General features: G+C 59.3%; 10 protein-coding genes. 6 read left to right on the forward strand and 4 right to left on the reverse strand.

Annotated features, from left to right (window positions below; all coding sequences use genetic code 11):
* The first annotated feature begins 19 nt into the window (after positions 1-19).
* Both FPT12_RS19665 and FPT12_RS19670 read left to right on the forward strand, forming a co-directional pair.
* Positions 20-4,798 (forward strand): hemagglutinin repeat-containing protein, encoded by a 4,779-nt coding sequence (locus FPT12_RS19665; protein ID WP_145018816.1) that lies wholly within the window; start codon positions 20-22, stop codon positions 4,796-4,798.
* Positions 4,799-5,450: 652 nt separating this feature from the next.
* Complete coding sequence (locus FPT12_RS19670; RefSeq protein WP_256676821.1) at positions 5,451-6,281, forward strand: hypothetical protein; 831 nt, start codon at positions 5,451-5,453, stop codon at positions 6,279-6,281.
* A 170-nt stretch (positions 6,282-6,451) separates the two neighbouring features.
* Here the strand turns inward: FPT12_RS19670 and FPT12_RS19675 are convergent, their stop codons facing one another.
* From FPT12_RS19675 to FPT12_RS19690, 4 genes are all read right to left on the reverse strand, one after another.
* Positions 6,452-7,810 carry an OprD family outer membrane porin gene (locus tag FPT12_RS19675; protein ID WP_145018822.1) on the reverse strand — a complete coding sequence of 453 codons (1,359 nt, stop codon included), beginning with the start codon at positions 7,808-7,810 and terminating at the stop codon, positions 6,452-6,454.
* A gap of 63 nt (positions 7,811-7,873) precedes the next feature.
* Positions 7,874-9,220, reverse strand: a complete 1,347-nt coding sequence (locus tag FPT12_RS19680) for a citrate-proton symporter (protein ID WP_256676823.1) — start codon at positions 9,218-9,220, stop codon at positions 7,874-7,876.
* An 83-nt stretch (positions 9,221-9,303) separates the two neighbouring features.
* Complete coding sequence (locus tag FPT12_RS19685) at positions 9,304-10,692, reverse strand: amidase (protein ID WP_145018825.1); 1,389 nt, start codon at positions 10,690-10,692, stop codon at positions 9,304-9,306.
* A 155-nt stretch (positions 10,693-10,847) separates the two neighbouring features.
* Positions 10,848-11,777 (reverse strand): LysR family transcriptional regulator, encoded by a 930-nt coding sequence (locus FPT12_RS19690; RefSeq protein WP_145018828.1) that lies wholly within the window; start codon positions 11,775-11,777, stop codon positions 10,848-10,850.
* Between the two features lie 93 nt (positions 11,778-11,870).
* Here FPT12_RS19690 and FPT12_RS19695 point away from each other — a divergent pair, with 93 nt between their 5' ends.
* From FPT12_RS19695 to FPT12_RS19710, 4 genes are read left to right on the forward strand one after another with little or no spacing between them, the layout of a single operon-like run.
* Positions 11,871-13,412, forward strand: coding sequence for an AMP-binding protein (locus FPT12_RS19695; RefSeq protein WP_145018830.1), 1,542 nt, complete (start codon positions 11,871-11,873; stop codon positions 13,410-13,412).
* The gene (locus FPT12_RS19700) at positions 13,399-13,659 is read left to right on the forward strand and encodes a phosphopantetheine-binding protein (RefSeq protein WP_145018833.1); all 261 of its coding nucleotides are present in this window, start codon (positions 13,399-13,401) and stop codon (positions 13,657-13,659) included. Before FPT12_RS19695 ends, FPT12_RS19700 begins: the two co-directional genes overlap by 14 nt.
* Before the next feature lie 29 nt (positions 13,660-13,688).
* Entirely contained in the window at positions 13,689-14,843 is a 1,155-nt protein-coding gene (locus FPT12_RS19705; RefSeq protein ID WP_145018836.1) for an acyl-CoA dehydrogenase family protein, read from the forward strand.
* A gap of 33 nt (positions 14,844-14,876) precedes the next feature.
* Positions 14,877-16,058, forward strand: a complete 1,182-nt coding sequence (locus tag FPT12_RS19710; protein ID WP_145018839.1) for an acyl-CoA dehydrogenase family protein — start codon at positions 14,877-14,879, stop codon at positions 16,056-16,058.
* Positions 16,059-16,060 lie beyond the last annotated feature (2 nt).

Genomic DNA, 16,060 nt, shown 5'->3' on the forward strand with positions numbered 1-16,060 from the left:
AATTTATTGAGAGGTTCTCATGCCGATAGAAAAGTTCGCGTTTCATCTTTCTCCTCGGGGCAAACTGCGTTGGGCGATTGCCAGCCTGTTCCTCGCGGCCCAGCTGCCTCAGGCGTTTGCCGGTGGCTTGACGGTCGCGCCGGGTCCGGGCGGCACCCCGCAGCTGCAAAATCAGGCCGGTGTGCCGATCGTCAATATCGTTGCGCCCAATGGCGCCGGTTTGTCGCATAACCAGTTTCTCGATTACAACGTCGACCGTCAGGGGCTGGTGCTGAACAACGCGCTGCAAGCCGGGCAGTCGCAACTCGCCGGGCAATTGGCTGCCAACCCGCAGTTTCAGGGTCAGGCTGCGAGCGTGATCCTTAACGAAGTGATCAGCCGTAACGCCTCGGCCCTCAATGGCGCGCAGGAGATTTTCGGGCGCTCGGCCGACTACGTGCTGGCCAACCCGAACGGTATCTCGGTCAATGGCGGCAGCTTCATCAACACCCCGAATGCCAACCTGGTGGTCGGTCGTCCCGAGCTGAACGACGGTAAATTGCAAGGGCTCAACACCCGTGACGCCACCGGCAATTTGCAGATCCAGGGCCAGGGCCTGACGAACCGCGAAGGCAGCATCAACCTGATCGCCCCGCGCATCGACAGCCAGGGCCGCATCGATGCGCGCGACCAATTGAACCTGACTGCCGGCCGCAATCAGCTGGATTACGCGAGCGGCCAGGTGCGCAACGTCGACCCGGCCGGCAACACTCAAGATTCGCGCATCGATGCCAGCCTGTTCGGCGCCATGCAAGCCGGGCGCATCAACATTGTCAGCACCGCCGAAGGCGCCGGTGTGCGGGTCGGCCCGGTCCAGGTTGAAGGCCGTGACGGGGTGAAGATTCAATCCGCGGGTGACTTGCAGATCAGCGGCCAGGCGCTGCCCAACAGCCTCGACGTTACCCGCAGCGCGGTACGCAGCAGCCAGGGTGATGTCGCGTTGCGCAGTGACAAGGACCTGACGTTGGCGGCGGCAGATGTCAGTGGCCGCAACGTCAAACTCGACGCCGGGCGCAACCTGACGCTGAGCAGTGTCGAAACGCGCAAGCTGCAGGAAAAACGTGAGAGCTGGGACAACAAAACCATCGGCATCACCTGGGAAACCTACGACCGGACCCAGACCGACAGCGACTCGCGCCAGCACGGCAGCCAGGTCGTGGCCAGTCACACTGCCGAACTCAAGGCCGGCGCCAGGACCGAACTCAAGGCCGCCAAGGTCGAGGCCGGCGATACCCTGAAGGTCGACAGCGGTGCTGATCTGCTTCTCACGGCAGCGACTGAAACCCGCACCCAGACCGATCAGGGCAAGCACCGCAAACACCTGTGGAAAGCCGATTGGGACAACCGCAGCGAAGAGCAGCGCAGTGTCACCAGCCAATTGAAGGCCGGCAAAAACATTGCCATCAGCAGCGGCGAGTTGCTGTCCTCCCAAGGCGCGGAGCTGATCAGCAAGGGTGACATTAACCTCGCTGGCAAACAGGTCGAGATCGGCAGCGCCAGCCGTACGCAAAGCAGCACCAGGAACGGTTACTCGGGCGATCTGGTCGGTGGCGGGTTCTTCGGCAAGACCGGCGATGCCGATCAGGGCAAGACCCTGAATCAGGGCAGCAAGATCAACGCCGACGGCAAGTTGATCGTCAAGGCTGACGACGTGCGCATCAGCGGCAGCCAGGTGCGTGGCCGGACCGAGGCCAGTGTCATCAGCGACAAAGGCTCGTTGACCATCGATGGCGTACAGAACACCTCGCACAGCAACAGCCATGACAAGGACAGCAAATTCTTTGGCATTGCCAAGGATGAAAACCGCCAGAACCTCAAGGGCAGCACCACCGTCAGCAGTCAGCTGAGCTCCGACAGTAACCTTGCGCTCAAGAGCGCCAAGGACATTGATGTGGTCGGCGCCACAGTCTCGGCCGGTGGTTCGCTGAGTGCGGACGCGACGGGCAAGTTGACAGTCAGCTCGGCGCAGAACACTTCCGACAGCAGCACCTCGAGCCAGAACCGTGGTTTCGACGCCTACGCCAAGGAGAATGCGCCGGGTGCCGGTCAGTACCGCGCCGGCATTCACTATGAAGACAAGCAACAAACCACCACTGCCAACGACACCCGTCAACAGGGCTCGAGCCTGACCGGCGCCAACGTCGAACTGGCGGCGGGCGGCGACCTGATCCTCAAAGGCGCCAAGGTCAAAGCCAGTGCCGGGGATGTCAGCCTCCGTGGGCAGAACGTTACGCTGTTGGCTGAACACGACAGCACCTCCAGCACCACAGACACCACTCGCAACGCTGGCGGTTTCTACTACACCGGTGGTCTGGATCGCGCCGGTAGCGGCGTCGATTTCGCCCACGGCAGCAGTCAGGACAACATCGCCAAAACCACAGCGCGCACCACCGGTGTCGAGAGCAGCGGCAAGCTGCAGATCAACGCCGGCAACGGTACGCTGACCACCCAGGGCGCGCAGGTTGCCGCCGGTTCGACGCTTCAGGTCACAGCGGGGCGGGTCGACAATCAGGCTGCCAATAACACTGACAGCAGTTCCCACAAAGAGAACAACTGGTCGGTCGATGTCGGTGCCAACGTCGAGTACAAAGGCATTGCCCGTCCCATCGCCAAAGCCATTGAAGGCGTGGCCCAGAGCAAGGTTCAGCAACCGGGCTTGCTGGATAACCTCACGCAGCCGAATGTCGGCATCGATGTCGAGGTCGGTCATTCGAACAAAAGCCGCACCGAGCAAAACAGCAGCGCGGTCGTCAGCCAGTTCAAAGGCGGGGCTGTTGATGTTCAGGTGGCCGGTGAATTGAAGGATCAGGGCAGCCAATACCGTGCAACCGACGGCGCGTTGACGATCAAGGCTGACAGTCAGGTCGCGACGGCCGCCGCCAACACTCACAGCAGCAGCGAGCAATCGGTGGATGCCAAAGTGGGTGTTCGCGTCTACACCACCACCGGCGAAGACGTGAACGTTCGCGGCAGCGGGGCGGGCGGTAGCAGTCAGACTTCCGAGACCAGCTCCAAAGCCGTGGTTGGCAGCTACGCCGGCAATTCGGGCGTGAAAATTGATTTGCACAGTGACGGCCAGTACGAAGGCAGTCAGTTCGACGGTGGGCAAGGCGGTGTGGCGATCAAGACCGGCGGCGATCTGGCGCTGAATCAGGCCAATGACCATCAGAGCGGCAACACCTCCAGCCTGCGTGGCGATGGCTCGCTGACGGTCGGCACCAACCCCGGCGCCGAAGGCAGCAACGTCAATCTGGGCGCCGGTTTCCAACTCGATCACAAGGCCAACCAGACCGACGATAGCCAGGCCCGGGTCGCGAGCATTCAGGGCAAAGGTCCGGTGCAACTGAGCAGCGGTGGCGATCAAGTGCTGCAAGGCACCACCATCGGCACGGTGGTGAACAAGGCGGCTGACATTTCGCTGAACGCCGGCGGCAAGCTTGATCTGCAAGCCGCAACGCAGACTCACAGCGCCAATGGCAGCAATCTGGGTGGTGGCCTCAATCTCGGCGGCGGTAAAAGCAGCACTGAGCAAAGCAGTGGCCTGAACGGCAACCTGAGTGCCAATTTCAACATCGGCCGGGTTGGCGAAAACAGCCAAAGCCTGAAGGGTGGCAGCCTGAACAGTCAGGGCCCGGTGCTGCTGAGCAGCGGCTCCAGCGCTGCTGACGCGATCCACCTGCAAGGCACTCAGGTCAATGCGCCAAGTGTGACCCTTGATGCACAACGAGGCGGGATCTATCAGGCGTCGGCGCAATCGACTCAGGCCATCAACAACTGGGGGCTGACCCTCGGCGCTGGCGGTAATGCGAGCAAGTCCACACCGTCGGCGACTAACGATCAGGACGTGACCAAGAGCGGCCACGGCTTTGACGCGCGGGCGAAAATCGACGTCGACAACCGCACCGGCACCACCCAGAAAAATAGCCACATCCAGGCCGACAGCGTGGTGCTGAACAGCGCAGGCGACATCCGGTTGGCCGGTGCCCGCATCGATGCCAAACAGGTCAGCGGCCAGGTCGGCGGTGATCTTACGGTCGAAAGCCGTCAAGACCATGAGAGCGGCGTCAAGGTTGGTATCGATCTGCGTTTGAACGCGGAGAAGAACCAGCCGGGCGCCGTCGGAAAACTGGCTAAGACCACCGGTCCGCTCAAGGACAAGGTTGAGGGCAAGGCCCAGGAGGCATTCGACAGCCATCGCGACAAGCTGGAAACCGCCGTCGACAAAAGTGTCGAGGGGCTGGCTTCGGCCAAGGACTCACTGACCCGCAGTGGCAGTTACTCGCTCAACGCGAAAGACTCCACCGGCAGCAAGGTCGCCGACGCGACCCAAAGCGCGCTGTTCGGCGACAAGAGCGGTGCAACCTCGTACACCCCGACGCTGTACCTGGACGTCAGCCACACCAGCAAAAACAGCGTTACCCAGGCGTCCGGCATCAGCGGCAGCCAAGGTGTCGACCTTCGGGTCGGCGGAGAAACACAACTGACCGGCGCACGGATTTCTGCCAAGGAAGGTTCAGTGGATCTGGGTGGCTCCAGGGTCACCAGTACCAGCCTCAGCGGCAGCGACTACCGGGCCGATGTTGGCCTCAATCTGTCCAAGTCAGCGGTCAACCTGGCGACCGGCGCCAAGGACGAACTCACCCAAACGCCTGACGCCGCCACGGCCAAGGATCGCAAGTTCAACCTCGGCCCGCTGAGCGCCGGAGGCCATTACGAGACCCAGGTGCTGCAAGCCGGTATCGACGAGAAAACCCTCTAAGCCGGCTCAGGCCAGTGACTGTGTCACGGGCCTTGCGCAAGCAATAAAGCCCCTCTCCTGGCAACAGGAGGGGGGCTTTGCTTTCGACTGCGGTAACTAATAAGTTCACTTGTTTTTTCTGTCGGCTACCTGAACATTATTCAGAAAACAGTGCGCGTGCTCTGTTGGGTGCGGACAAGTCGGTAACTCGGTGGATATACTCCGGCGCATCCGAAGAACGACTCTTTAGTTGAGAAGATATCGCTGATCAAGCACTTGGATAGTGTTTGTTTGTGCGTGCGCCTATCAGAAATAAGTGCGCTGATGTTTCGTGATATGTATCAGAGTATGTAACTGGTTTTTTGATAGTGAACGCTGTTGGTGGCGGCCTGTATGGGTTTCAAGGTGGGCTGGGTTGCCGGTGGTAGACGTTTTCGGATGAAATAAAGTTGTCACAAATTGAAATAAATTCTGTCCGGCCAAGTTGGGTAGTCGTGCCTTGTTATGGCCGTTAATGAAAGATCAGGAGCATCGAAGATGACCGAAGAACCTAGTTGTAACTCTCAATACCTGAACGCTGACTTATTGTTGAAGACATTAACCTTAACCGTCGCAAACCCTCCTCGCCATATACATGAGGAGCGTTTTCGTGAACAAGTATTCAAGGTCGATCATGCCAAACTACACTCCTTGCCGCACCGTCCGGACCGCCCATTCGAAAACCACTGCACAGGCCGTTGAGGCCGGTTCATTCACTGCTTTTCTTCAAGATCTGTCTCCCCACAAACGCGGGGTCATGCGGCAAAACCTGGTGTTTGTCGGTGTGGCCGTTGGCGTCTCCCTCCTGCTGACTCTCGCTTCCAAAGCCCACGCCGCCGGCGGCCCCTATGTGGTCGACGACGGTTCGATCAACGCCCCCGGCGAATGCAACGTCGACGTCTGGTACAAAAGCCAGCGCCACCAACAATCGAACCATGAAACGGAGTTGTCCCAGGACTGCACGTTCAAGGCGCTGCCCTCGGTGCAGTTCGGCGCCGCGGTGTCCCACGGCCACGACGATGGCGACAGGGAGACCCAAGTCAGCCCGAAGATCAAGGCACAGGTGTTCAGCGATGACGAACTGGGGCTGGAAGTGGCCCTTGCCGCAGGCGCGAACTTTGCCCTCAACCGCCGCCACTCCTTCGATGGCGCCGACCTGACTCTGCCCATGACGTATCAACCTGTCGAGTCGTTGCGCCTGAACGTCAGCACCGGCTGGACCCACGAATATGACGACGGCAAGCAACGCCGCAGCTGGACCTGGGGCACAGGCGTTGAATACGCGCTGGCCGAATCCCTGACGCTGATTGCCGAGCGCTTCGGTCAGCAGGGCGGAGACCAGGGCTGGCAAGCCGGACCTCGTCTGCATCTGGGCAAGCGGGTCGATGTCGATCTGGTGCTCGGACGCCACCTGAACAACGACCGTGAACAGTGGCTTGTCACCGGCGCCACGTTGCGTTTTTAAACAGCCCGCTGCTCAGTTGGCTCTATACGGCTTCAGGGGGGGCATTTTGCGGCTGCCGCAGATATGCAGCGATCTGCCTATCCATCCGTTCCCTGTGCTCTTTAAGCACCTGCTGACCCTCCGGTGTCAGAACCCACGCGTTCCCCGCTAGATGCGGGTTTGTCAGAGCCTCAGAACAGGTTGATCGGCACGTTGGCGACGATGCGGAACTCGTCGTAACTGCCGTCAATCTGCCCGCCGCTGGCGAGGTGGTTGTAGATGATGGTGCGTAGCGCCGAGTTTTTGAGTCTTCCAGACTGGATGGTGTAGCCCAGCATCAAGCCGTTTTCGTTGTGTTTCGCGTCGTCCAGGCCGCGCACGTTGTAGCCGGTATTGTGGCCGTCGCGGTCGCCGTTGTAGTGGGTGCCGTCGATACCCCAGCCTTTGGCGTGCCACAGGCTGGCGGTGAGACCAGGGACGCCGTAGGCCGCGAAGTCCAGGTCGTAGCGCAATTGCCAGGACTTTTCGTTGGGGCCGTTGTAGTCCGCGTATAACGAGTTGGCCATGTAGTTGCCAGTGGATTCCCACACATAGTCAAAGTACTCGTTGCCGAATACTTGCTGCCAGGCAAGCGTCAGGCTATGGGCCTGGTGAGTGGCGGTGAAGGCCAGGCTGGCGGCGTTGTTGTCGATGTAGCCGAGGTTCTTCTTGCCTGAATCACTGGTGTGGTAGTAGTTGAAGGCGGTCTTGAGGGCCAGATCACCTTGGTCGCCCATGCGGTGCGTAACGCCGACGTAGGTCTGGTCCCACATGTCTTCGAAACGCGACGCGTAGACGCTGGCTTCCAGCCCATAACCCGGTTTGACCGTGGCCCCCAGGTAGCTGATGCGCGCGCCACTGTAGGCGCGGTTGCCGAAGGTGGTGGTCAGCTTTTCGGCGCCGGTGCCGGTGCGCGGAATCGCCCGTTCGAAGCTGCCGCCCTGTATCGACAGCCAGTCGAGTTCGTTGCTGAGCAGGCCCACGCCCTGGAAGCTGGAGGGCAGGGCGCGGTTGTCCTTGTAACGCAGGATCGGATTGTCGGTCATTAGCCGGCCGGCCTTGAGCTCGGTGTTGGACAGGCGAACACGCACATCACCTATACCCAGGCGACTCCATGTGGGAATCGCATCGCCGTCGCCGTCTACCAGCACCCGGTCGCCGCCGTTGGCCACCTTTCCGTGGCCGCGCTCCAGGTTTACGGCACTGAAGATCCCTGCATCCATGCCGACGCCGATCAGGCCCTGGGTATAGCCGGAGCTGTACTTGAGCATGCTCGCCTGCACCCAGGTTTCGCGAATACGGGTGGGCTCGATGCCGCCGGGTTTCTTGATGATCAGGTGAGTGGTGCGTTTGGTGTGCTGGTTGGAATAGTAGTGACGCAGATTCAGGTCCAGGGTACTGCCTTCCAGAAAGCCAGGTGCGTTGACCTGGGTCTGCTCTGGGGAGAATGGCTGAGCGAAAGCCTGGGTGCCGGATGCCAAAGTAACGGCCAGCAAAAGACGTGGATACATGGTAAATCCCATACAAATCGAATGTAAGGCAACCGTCCCGCGAAGGCCTCGGGGGCGCGTTTATCAGCGGACCCGGGCTTCTGCAAGCCGGGTTTCGCGGGCGGGGCGTTCGGGCAGCGACGGACGCGTTTCCTTGGCAAACCAGGCGGCGGTCAGGCACACAAGGTTAGCGATCAGCAGGTACCAGACCGGTGACATCGGGTCACCGGTGGTGCCGATCAGCCAGGTAATGATGATCTGCGCCGTACCGCCAAACGCAGCTACACCGAAGGCGTAGACGATGGAGAAACCGGTGGAGCGCACCGATTTCGGGAAGCTCTCCACCAGCAGCACGATCAACGCTGCGCCGCTCATGCCATGCAGACCCGAGAGGACCGCCAGGGTCAGCAGGAAGGTCGCCGGGCTGGGGTGCTCGGTCATCAGTTGCAGGGCCGGAAACAGGATCAACAGCAACACCACTCGGGGCGTCATCAGGGTCACCCGACGCCCGAAGCGGTCGCAGAGCATGCCACCCGCCACCGCGCACACAGCCATGGCAGCACCGGCCACCAGGGTCGAGAGCATGGAAATGCTGGTGGGCAGCTTCAATTCGGTGAGGGCGAAGGTGGTCATGTAGTTCAGGAAGTACTGGGTGATAGTGCTGCCGGAAAGAATCAGCAGCCCCAACACCAGAGCGCGCCGGTGTTTGCCGCCTATTTCCCGTACCAGGTCGACGGTATTGGTTTGCTCGCTATGGCCGTGGAAGGTTTCGGCAAGATTGCGGCGGATGTAGATACCGATCGGCAACACCAGCAGGCCGAACACGAACGGTACGCGCCAGCCCCAACTATTGAGGTCTTCCGGGGACAGGACTTTTGTCAGGATGAACCCCACCAGCCCGGCCACCATGGCGGCGACGCCCTGGGCAACCACTTGCCAGCAGGCGTAGGTGCCGCGTTTGTGGGGGGGCGCCGCTTCAAGGATGTAGGTGGTGGCGGGGCCGGCTTCACCGCCCCAGGCCAGGCCCTGGATCATGCGGGTGACCACCAGCAGGATTGGCGCGGCGATGCCGATGGTCTCGTAGCCGGGCAATATCGCGATGCTGCCGGTGCCCACAGCCATCATCACCAGGGTCAAAAGCATCGCTGGTTTGCGCCCGACGCGGTCGGCGTAGGCGCCGATCAGTACCGCACCCAGGGGCCGGACGATAAAGCCGGTGCCGAACGCGATGACCGACAGCATCAGGCTGACGAAGGCACTGTCGGACGGGAAAAACGTGTGGCCGATCATCACCGCAAAAGTTGCGTATACACCAAAGTCGAAAAATTCCACGGCGTTACCCAGGACTACAGCGAAGATGCTCTTCTTGCCGACGTCCGGAGGTGATGTGTCGAGTGCAGGATCGGGTCGTGTCAATTGTTGTGTGGGCATTCCATTGCCTTTTAGGTCGATAGGGCTCTGGCCAGGACGGCCCGGAGCAACAAGGTGGGAGGGGAGTTCTTGAGGGGGCGAAGTCAGGCAGGATTCGGCCAGCAGTGGATTGCACCACGCCAGTTTTCGTAGGTTTTTGCGATTTGCAGCAGCCATTGATCGGCAAAGCGCGGGGCGATCATCTGCAGCCCGATGGGCATGCCGTCGGCGGCGAAACCGCAGTTGATCGACAGCGCAGGTTGTTCGCTCATGTTCCAGGGCACAGTGAACACGATGTGTTCGAACGGTTGCTGCGGGTCATTGCTCGGTGACGGCCAGTCGGCCGCAAAGGCGTTGATCTGGTTGGTGGGGGAGAGCACCAGGTCGAATGTGTCGAACAACTGAGCGGCGCGGCGGCGCATTTCGAAGGTCTGGTTGAAGCCCCGTACGGCTTCCACGCCAGTGATATCGGCGCCAGGGGCGGCCCAGTCGCGGATGTACGGCAAGACTTTGTCGAATTGCTCGCTGCTCAAGGCTGACAGTTCGGCCCATTGGCGAGCGCGCCAGAACTGGTCGAGGCCGTCGAGCTGGGCGCGGTCCATGATCGGCGCAATCACTGTGACCTTGGCACCGTGGGCTTCGAACAGCCGAGCTGCTTGCTCCACGGCTTTACAGACGAAATCTTCAGGTGCGAGGCCGGCACCGGGTTCGAGCATCAGGCCGATACGCAGGCCCTTTACCGACAGCGACTGATTGCTCCATTGCGTGGTGAGCGGTGGCAGGCTGGTAGCGTCGCGCGAGTCGGGGCGGGCCAGGTGTTGCATCAACAACACGCAATCATCGACCGTGCGGGTCATGGGGCCGGCGGTGCGGCCGGTGTAATACGGGTCGATGGGGATGCGCCCCAGCGTCGGCTTGAAACCGACCAGCCCGCACCAGGCCGCGGGCAGTCGCACCGATCCGCCGATGTCGGTGCCTACGTGCAGAGGCCCGTAACCGGCGGCTGCGGCTGCGGCGGCCCCGGAACTCGATCCACCAGTGTTGTTGGCTGTGTTCCATGGATTGCGAGTGATGCCGTGGAAGCTGGAAAGGCCCGAAGAGAGCATGCCGAAATCCGGAACGGTGGTCTTGGCCAGGATGATTGCCCCGGCTTCACGCAAGCGCGCGGCGGGCGGTGCATCCTTCAGCGCCGGCGTCAGGCGGGTGGCGGCGCTACCCAACGGGATGGGCTGGCCCTCGGTGGCGATCAGTTCCTTGAGGGTCACCGGCACACCGTCGAGGGCGCCGTTGGGTTGGCCTTTGTTCCAGCGTTCGGTGGAGGCCTGGGCCTGCTGACGCACTTGTTGCGGGTCGAAGGCGTAGAGCGCATTGATCTGCGGTTCCCAGCGGTCGATGTGGGTCAGGAGCTGGTCGTAATAGTCGATGGGAGTGAGTTGCCGGCTGGCGAATCGGGCCAGCAGTTCGGCGGCCGTAAGGGTGTGCAGGTCACTCATCATTCTCTTCCTTGGAATGGGCCGGCGGGTTGCAATGGGGGCGACTATATACACCCCGCCGTGCATCGGCCAACACCTGTTCAGCAAAAGCGGTGGGGCATTTCTGTTCAGACCTTTGTTTTTGGCGCAGGGAGCGACGTCGAGGATTTGCCAGGTTATTGGCCTGCGTCGGTTGCCAACAGTTCAAGCCATTGTTGTGCCGCTACCGACAGCTGTGAGTTTTTGCGCCAGATTACGACGAGTTGCCACTGCAGTTCGGCGCATTCGAGCGGGATGATTTCCACACCGGGTGGGATATGGTGTTGAGCCAATAGCCTGGGCAGTACCATCAGGCCTGCATTCGCGGCCACTAATGACAGGCAAAAGGCCAGGTTGTCGCTCTTGGCTGTCTGTAGACGGCTGACGTCCAGAGCAGGGCAACAGTGCTTAATGCGGTGATTGAGGATAGAGGCACCCTGTAGCTGTACCCATGGGTGATGCGCTAAATCTGGCAGAGTCAGTCGATGGCGGCTGGCGAGTGGGTGGCGAGGCGGCAGGACGACAACGAGTGGCTCCTCACAAATCGGAAGCCAAGCCAGGTCGTCGCCCTCTGGTCGCAGACTGATAGCCAGTTCTATCTCGCCCTTGCGAACGGCCTCTTCCAGGGCTTGTCCTCCTTGTTCACGCAATTGGAGTTCCACTTGGGGAAAGCGTCGCCGAAACTCGGTCAACACGACCGCTACTTGATCGGTACTACCTAAAGGAGGTAGCCCCAGCCGAAGGACGCCGGTGACGAGGCTATTAAGCAAACTTACGTCGGTCAGCATTTGCTTGCTGCGGTTCAGTAATCCTTTGGCGTGGTGGAATACCACTTCGCCCGACGGGGTCAAGCGTGACGGCACGCCTGGACGGCTGCGAACCAATAGCGTCGTACCCAGTTCTTCTTCGAGCAATTGAACGGCTTTGCTAAGCGCCGATTGGGTGACGTGAATAGTGTGGGATGCCTTCGAGAAGCTTCCATGCTCTGTCACTTCCACGAAATAGCGCAAGTTCTTCAGATCCATCTTGTATTCCATTTCCGCATAGAGTTTATAAAAAATGTTCACTCACTCTGGTTGGAGAAATGCTTCTACTATCGCCCCCCCAAAAACGTCCGGATGCCAAGACGGGGAACATCAAATTAGTAGTAGAGGCCAACCTTGTTCAGTGATTGTATTCGGCTTGATCAGACGCTGGTTGAATCTGCACAGCGCTATCCACAGAGGCCCGCGCTACAAGCGGAAGATGCGTCATTTAGCTATCAACAACTGAACGAAGCGGTTAATAAATTATGCGAGTTGATGCGTGCAGAAGGCGTGCATGCCGGTGATCGAATAGGCATCTATATTGCGAAGAGCGCAGCCGCTGTTGTGGCCATTTATGCCGCATTAAGGCTGGGGGCATTAGTCGCTCCGATGGATGTCAAGGACCCCGCGGAGCGGGGCGCACGGATGTTGGCCAACGCCGACCTGGATTTTTTATTGGCCACCCCTGCAAGCCAGGCAGCAGCAACCAGGTTGGTTTCCATACATGGCCAGTCTGGCGACGCTCGCACAGTGGGCGATCTATGGCTGTTCCCCTTGCGAGGACAACCACGTCGACATGTCGGGTGCGAGGGTGGCTATGTTTTGTTTACATCAGGCAGTACCGGCGCGCCCAAGGGTGTATGCCTGACTCATGCCAACGTCCTGCATTTTTCTACTTGGGCGGCACGCGCAGTTGCTCTGGACTGTGAGGACCGTGTTGGATCACAAGCGGCACTCACATTTGATCTGACGACCTTCGATCTGTTCTCGACCGCACTGGCCGGAGCCTGTCTTTGTCTGTTGCCAGACTATCTCAAGACTTTTCCTCGCGATGTGACGCGCTGGCTGGGTGAGCAGTGTATCTCAGTGTTCTACGCAGTACCCGCCTTGTATCAGATGCTGCTACAGCAGGGCGGGATTGAACAAGCGAGGCCGTCTGCACTACGCGCTGCGTTGTACGCGGGTGAACCGTTCCCGCCACAACTGCTTAAGCGCTATCTGACTGCATTCCCCGACTTGCCGTTCTACAACCTGTATGGGCCTACGGAAACCAATGTGTGCACCGCAGAACTGGTGAGCTTGCCGAGTATCGAGACAGTTTTGCCGTCGATCGGTTGGGCGATTGATGGAGTGGAAGTCGACATCATCGGTGACGACGGTCGCGCAGCGTCGGAGGGTGAGATTTTCGTTGCGGGGCCGACGGTATTCGCTGGTTATTTGGTTGATGGCATCTGTCGCGATGCCCGCCGTGCAGTGTACTTCCGCGATGGAGTGGAAAGGTTGGCCTATGGCACGGGGGATATCGGGTATCAGGCGGCGGATGGTCGCTTTCATCTGCAAGGTCGACGAGACCATCAGGTGAAGCGTCGCGGCCACCGCATTGATCTTCTGGACATAGAAAGTGCGGTATTGGCGTTGCCGGGTGTTGAAACTGCCGCCGTTGTAGCTCGCCATGGCACAGCGCCTGACTGCGAGATTTGGGTACATGTGGTAAGTGCAAGTACAGGTCGTGATGAGATTGTTCGCGGCTTGAGCGGAACATTGCCGAAGAGGATGCAACCGGATGGAGTTCGTATGGCACGAACGCTGCCAGCTACTGCCAACGGCAAAATAGATCGACGTGCTTTGAGCCTGTTGAGTTTAAACATGGAAGAGATAAGTAATGAAGGACATTGAAACGCTGTGCTCGCTGATTCATTCGAATCTGCTGACTCAATATCAAGGTGCAGACCTTATTGTGGTGCCGGATACGGCGCTATTGGAGGAAGGCTGGCTGGACTCTCTCACGATCATATCCATTGTCGCCGACGTTGAGAAAAAGTTCGAGATAGCGTTCCCCGAAAACAAAGTTGTCGCGGCTTCATTTCGCACGCCGGCCGCGCTATGGGCCGTCATTGAGGCCAGCCTGGTCGAGCTCGCTTGAGTCTGTGCCGATAACAGAGAGGGCGAGTGATGCTGTTCGCAGACGAAGACAAGTTAGTTGAACAAGCGGTGCAGGAGAGTTGCATCCAGGGGCAGGCTTTGTTGCCTGCGCTGGAAGGAAAAACGTTCCGCGAGCAATGGTTGCTGGCAGCGGCTACAGGGCTGCTGCGCACCTCCAATAGCACCGTGACAAACAAGCTCGCGATGGTGGAAGGATTGGGCATGAGCGGTCTGAGTCCTGCCCTTTGCTATGCGCTGGCTTCACAGTTGTTCGGTATGCAATTGCCTATGCAGCCTTGGCTGAATGCCGAACAGTGCAAACAACTGGCAGGCCTGGAAACCGGAGAGACGCTGTTGTGTCACGCGCTGACTGAAGTGCAGGGCGGTAGTGATCCAAAGTCGATGGAAACCGTGGCTGAACGTCAGGCGGACGGTAGTTATCGGTTGACGGGCGAGAAGCGCTTCATTACCGCCGCCCCGGTAGCCGATCACGCGTTGGTGTTCGTTCGTACCGGCAAGGGCCGATCACCATTCGATTTATCAGTCGCATTGGTTGACCTGTCGGATGCGGGCGTAGTGCGCAGTGAGCCGCTGGACAAGACCGCGTTGCCCGGCGTACCGATGGGGGTGTTGACCTTTGACGGTGTGCGGTTGGAAGAGCACAGCCTGTTGGGAGGCGAGGGGGCGGGTTTCTCTGTAATGACCGCGACCACGACCTGGGAACGAGCGCTGCTGATGGGGTATGCGCTAGGCCCCATGCGCAGGATGCTGGATCAGACGGTGGAGTGGAGCCGGGAGCGAACTCATTTCGGTAGATCCATGAGCTCCAGTCACCTGGTGGCGGGGCATGTGGCCGACATGAGCATGTACCTTTACCGTTCGCGAAAACTGCTCTACGGCATTGCGCGGCGCATCGATGCCGGAGTGACGATCCGTCAATTGAGTGGTGAGGCTGCGATGGTGAAGATATCGGTTTCTGAAGACTTTACGCGGCTGTCGCAGTTGGCAGCCCAGTTAGGTGGTGTGCGTTCTTACATCGCCGATTCCGGTCGGGCGATCGATCTCATCAGTTCATTGGCTTCAATGACCTATGCGGGGGCGAACGATCTGCTACGTATCAGCGTGGCGCGCCAGGCTGGTTTGTGGCGCGCCAGGCTGGTTTGCCAGTCGAGAACTGAGCGCTAGAGTTTTTGAATCATATACATAAGGTCAACGCATATGGCTTTGCCACATCAAATCGATGAAATTCTCACGTTGGTGGATCGCATCGGTACACGGCTGGTCGACTTGGCTCCGTTGGTAGATAACCAACAATCGGATAGTAGCGAGAGCTATCAACTGATCAAGGAGTCTGGTCTGTTGGGGTTGCTGATCCCTCGCGAGGCTGGGGGGGCGGGTCTAAATTATTTGGAATATAGCCAGGTTCTGGCGCGACTTGCTCAGTATGACGCGGCCACTGCGCTGGGATTCAATATGCACAATGTGGCGCTTGGCTCGTTATGTGAGTCGGCGGGGAAATCGCTGTCAGCGGCTGCGGATGCCTTTCGCTCCTGGGTATTTGATGAGGTGATAGCGCACAACAAGATGTTTGCATCTGCGACGTCAGAGCTGGGTAGTGGTGCGCGGTTGCGAGGTATCCAGACACATTACCGCCCGCATGAAGGCGGCTTCCTGCTCAATGGCAACAAGTCTTTCGTGTCGTTGGCAGGCGCTGCAGACTATATCGTAGTAACGGCAAAACCTGAGGGTAACGACAGCGACAGCGAAATCAGCCACTTCGTGGTCGGTCGCAATGACGAAGGTGTGCGTTACGGCCAAGTTTGGGACGGGTTTGCCATGAATGGTACCCAGACTGCCAGCATGACTTTTGAAAATGTGCTTTTGACCCGCCAGCGTTTGTTTCTGGCAGTCGAAGGGATGTCTTTATTCAAGCTGGTACGTGAGCCTCATTGGATGATTTCCGGTTATACCGGTGTTTATCTTGGGATTGCTACTGCGTTGCTGCAACACATCACCGAGGCCGTGCGTTCCACGCCTTCCCAACTTGAATCTAGCGCGATCCATCAGGAAGTAGGCAGGCTATCGGCTGAATTACAAGCGGGTCGAGCGTTGCTGAATGAGGCTGGCACACTCATCGTGCAACGGCGCGGAACGATAGAGGCGAATGCCGCTGTGCATGCTGCTAAGTACTTCATCGGTGAGCTTGCGCCGAAGATGGCAATGGCGGCGGTTAAGATTTGTGGTGCGAGCACATTGAATCGTAGCCGACCGCTGGAACGATTCCTGCGCGAATCGTTCTTTTGCAGTGTTATGCCGGCCAAGCCAATGGACTGTCTGGAATACTTAGGCAAGGCCCAACTGGGGGTTAATCTGTTCGATGCGCGACAGATTAACTGGTAGTG

Origin of the sequence: Pseudomonas sp. H3(2019), assembly GCF_007713465.1 — a bacterium.
Classification (GTDB): domain Bacteria; phylum Pseudomonadota; class Gammaproteobacteria; order Pseudomonadales; family Pseudomonadaceae; genus Aquipseudomonas.

Bases quoted from the DNA above. Each gene is read 5' to 3' on its own strand.
- FPT12_RS19705 (WP_145018836.1), top strand. From the start codon at position 13,689: ATGCTGTTCGCAGACGAAGACAAGTTAGTTGAACAAGCGGTGCAGGAG.
- FPT12_RS19665 (WP_145018816.1), top strand. From the start codon at position 20: ATGCCGATAGAAAAGTTCGCGTTTCATCTTTCTCCTCGGGGCAAACTG.
- FPT12_RS19680 (WP_256676823.1), bottom strand. From the start codon at position 9,220: ATGCCCACACAACAATTGACACGACCCGATCCTGCACTCGACACATCA.
- FPT12_RS19670 (WP_256676821.1), top strand. From the start codon at position 5,451: ATGCCAAACTACACTCCTTGCCGCACCGTCCGGACCGCCCATTCGAAA.
- FPT12_RS19710 (WP_145018839.1), top strand. From the start codon at position 14,877: ATGGCTTTGCCACATCAAATCGATGAAATTCTCACGTTGGTGGATCGC.
- FPT12_RS19685 (WP_145018825.1), bottom strand. From the start codon at position 10,692: ATGAGTGACCTGCACACCCTTACGGCCGCCGAACTGCTGGCCCGATTC.
- FPT12_RS19700 (WP_145018833.1), top strand. From the start codon at position 13,399: ATGAAGGACATTGAAACGCTGTGCTCGCTGATTCATTCGAATCTGCTG.
- FPT12_RS19675 (WP_145018822.1), bottom strand. From the start codon at position 7,810: ATGTATCCACGTCTTTTGCTGGCCGTTACTTTGGCATCCGGCACCCAG.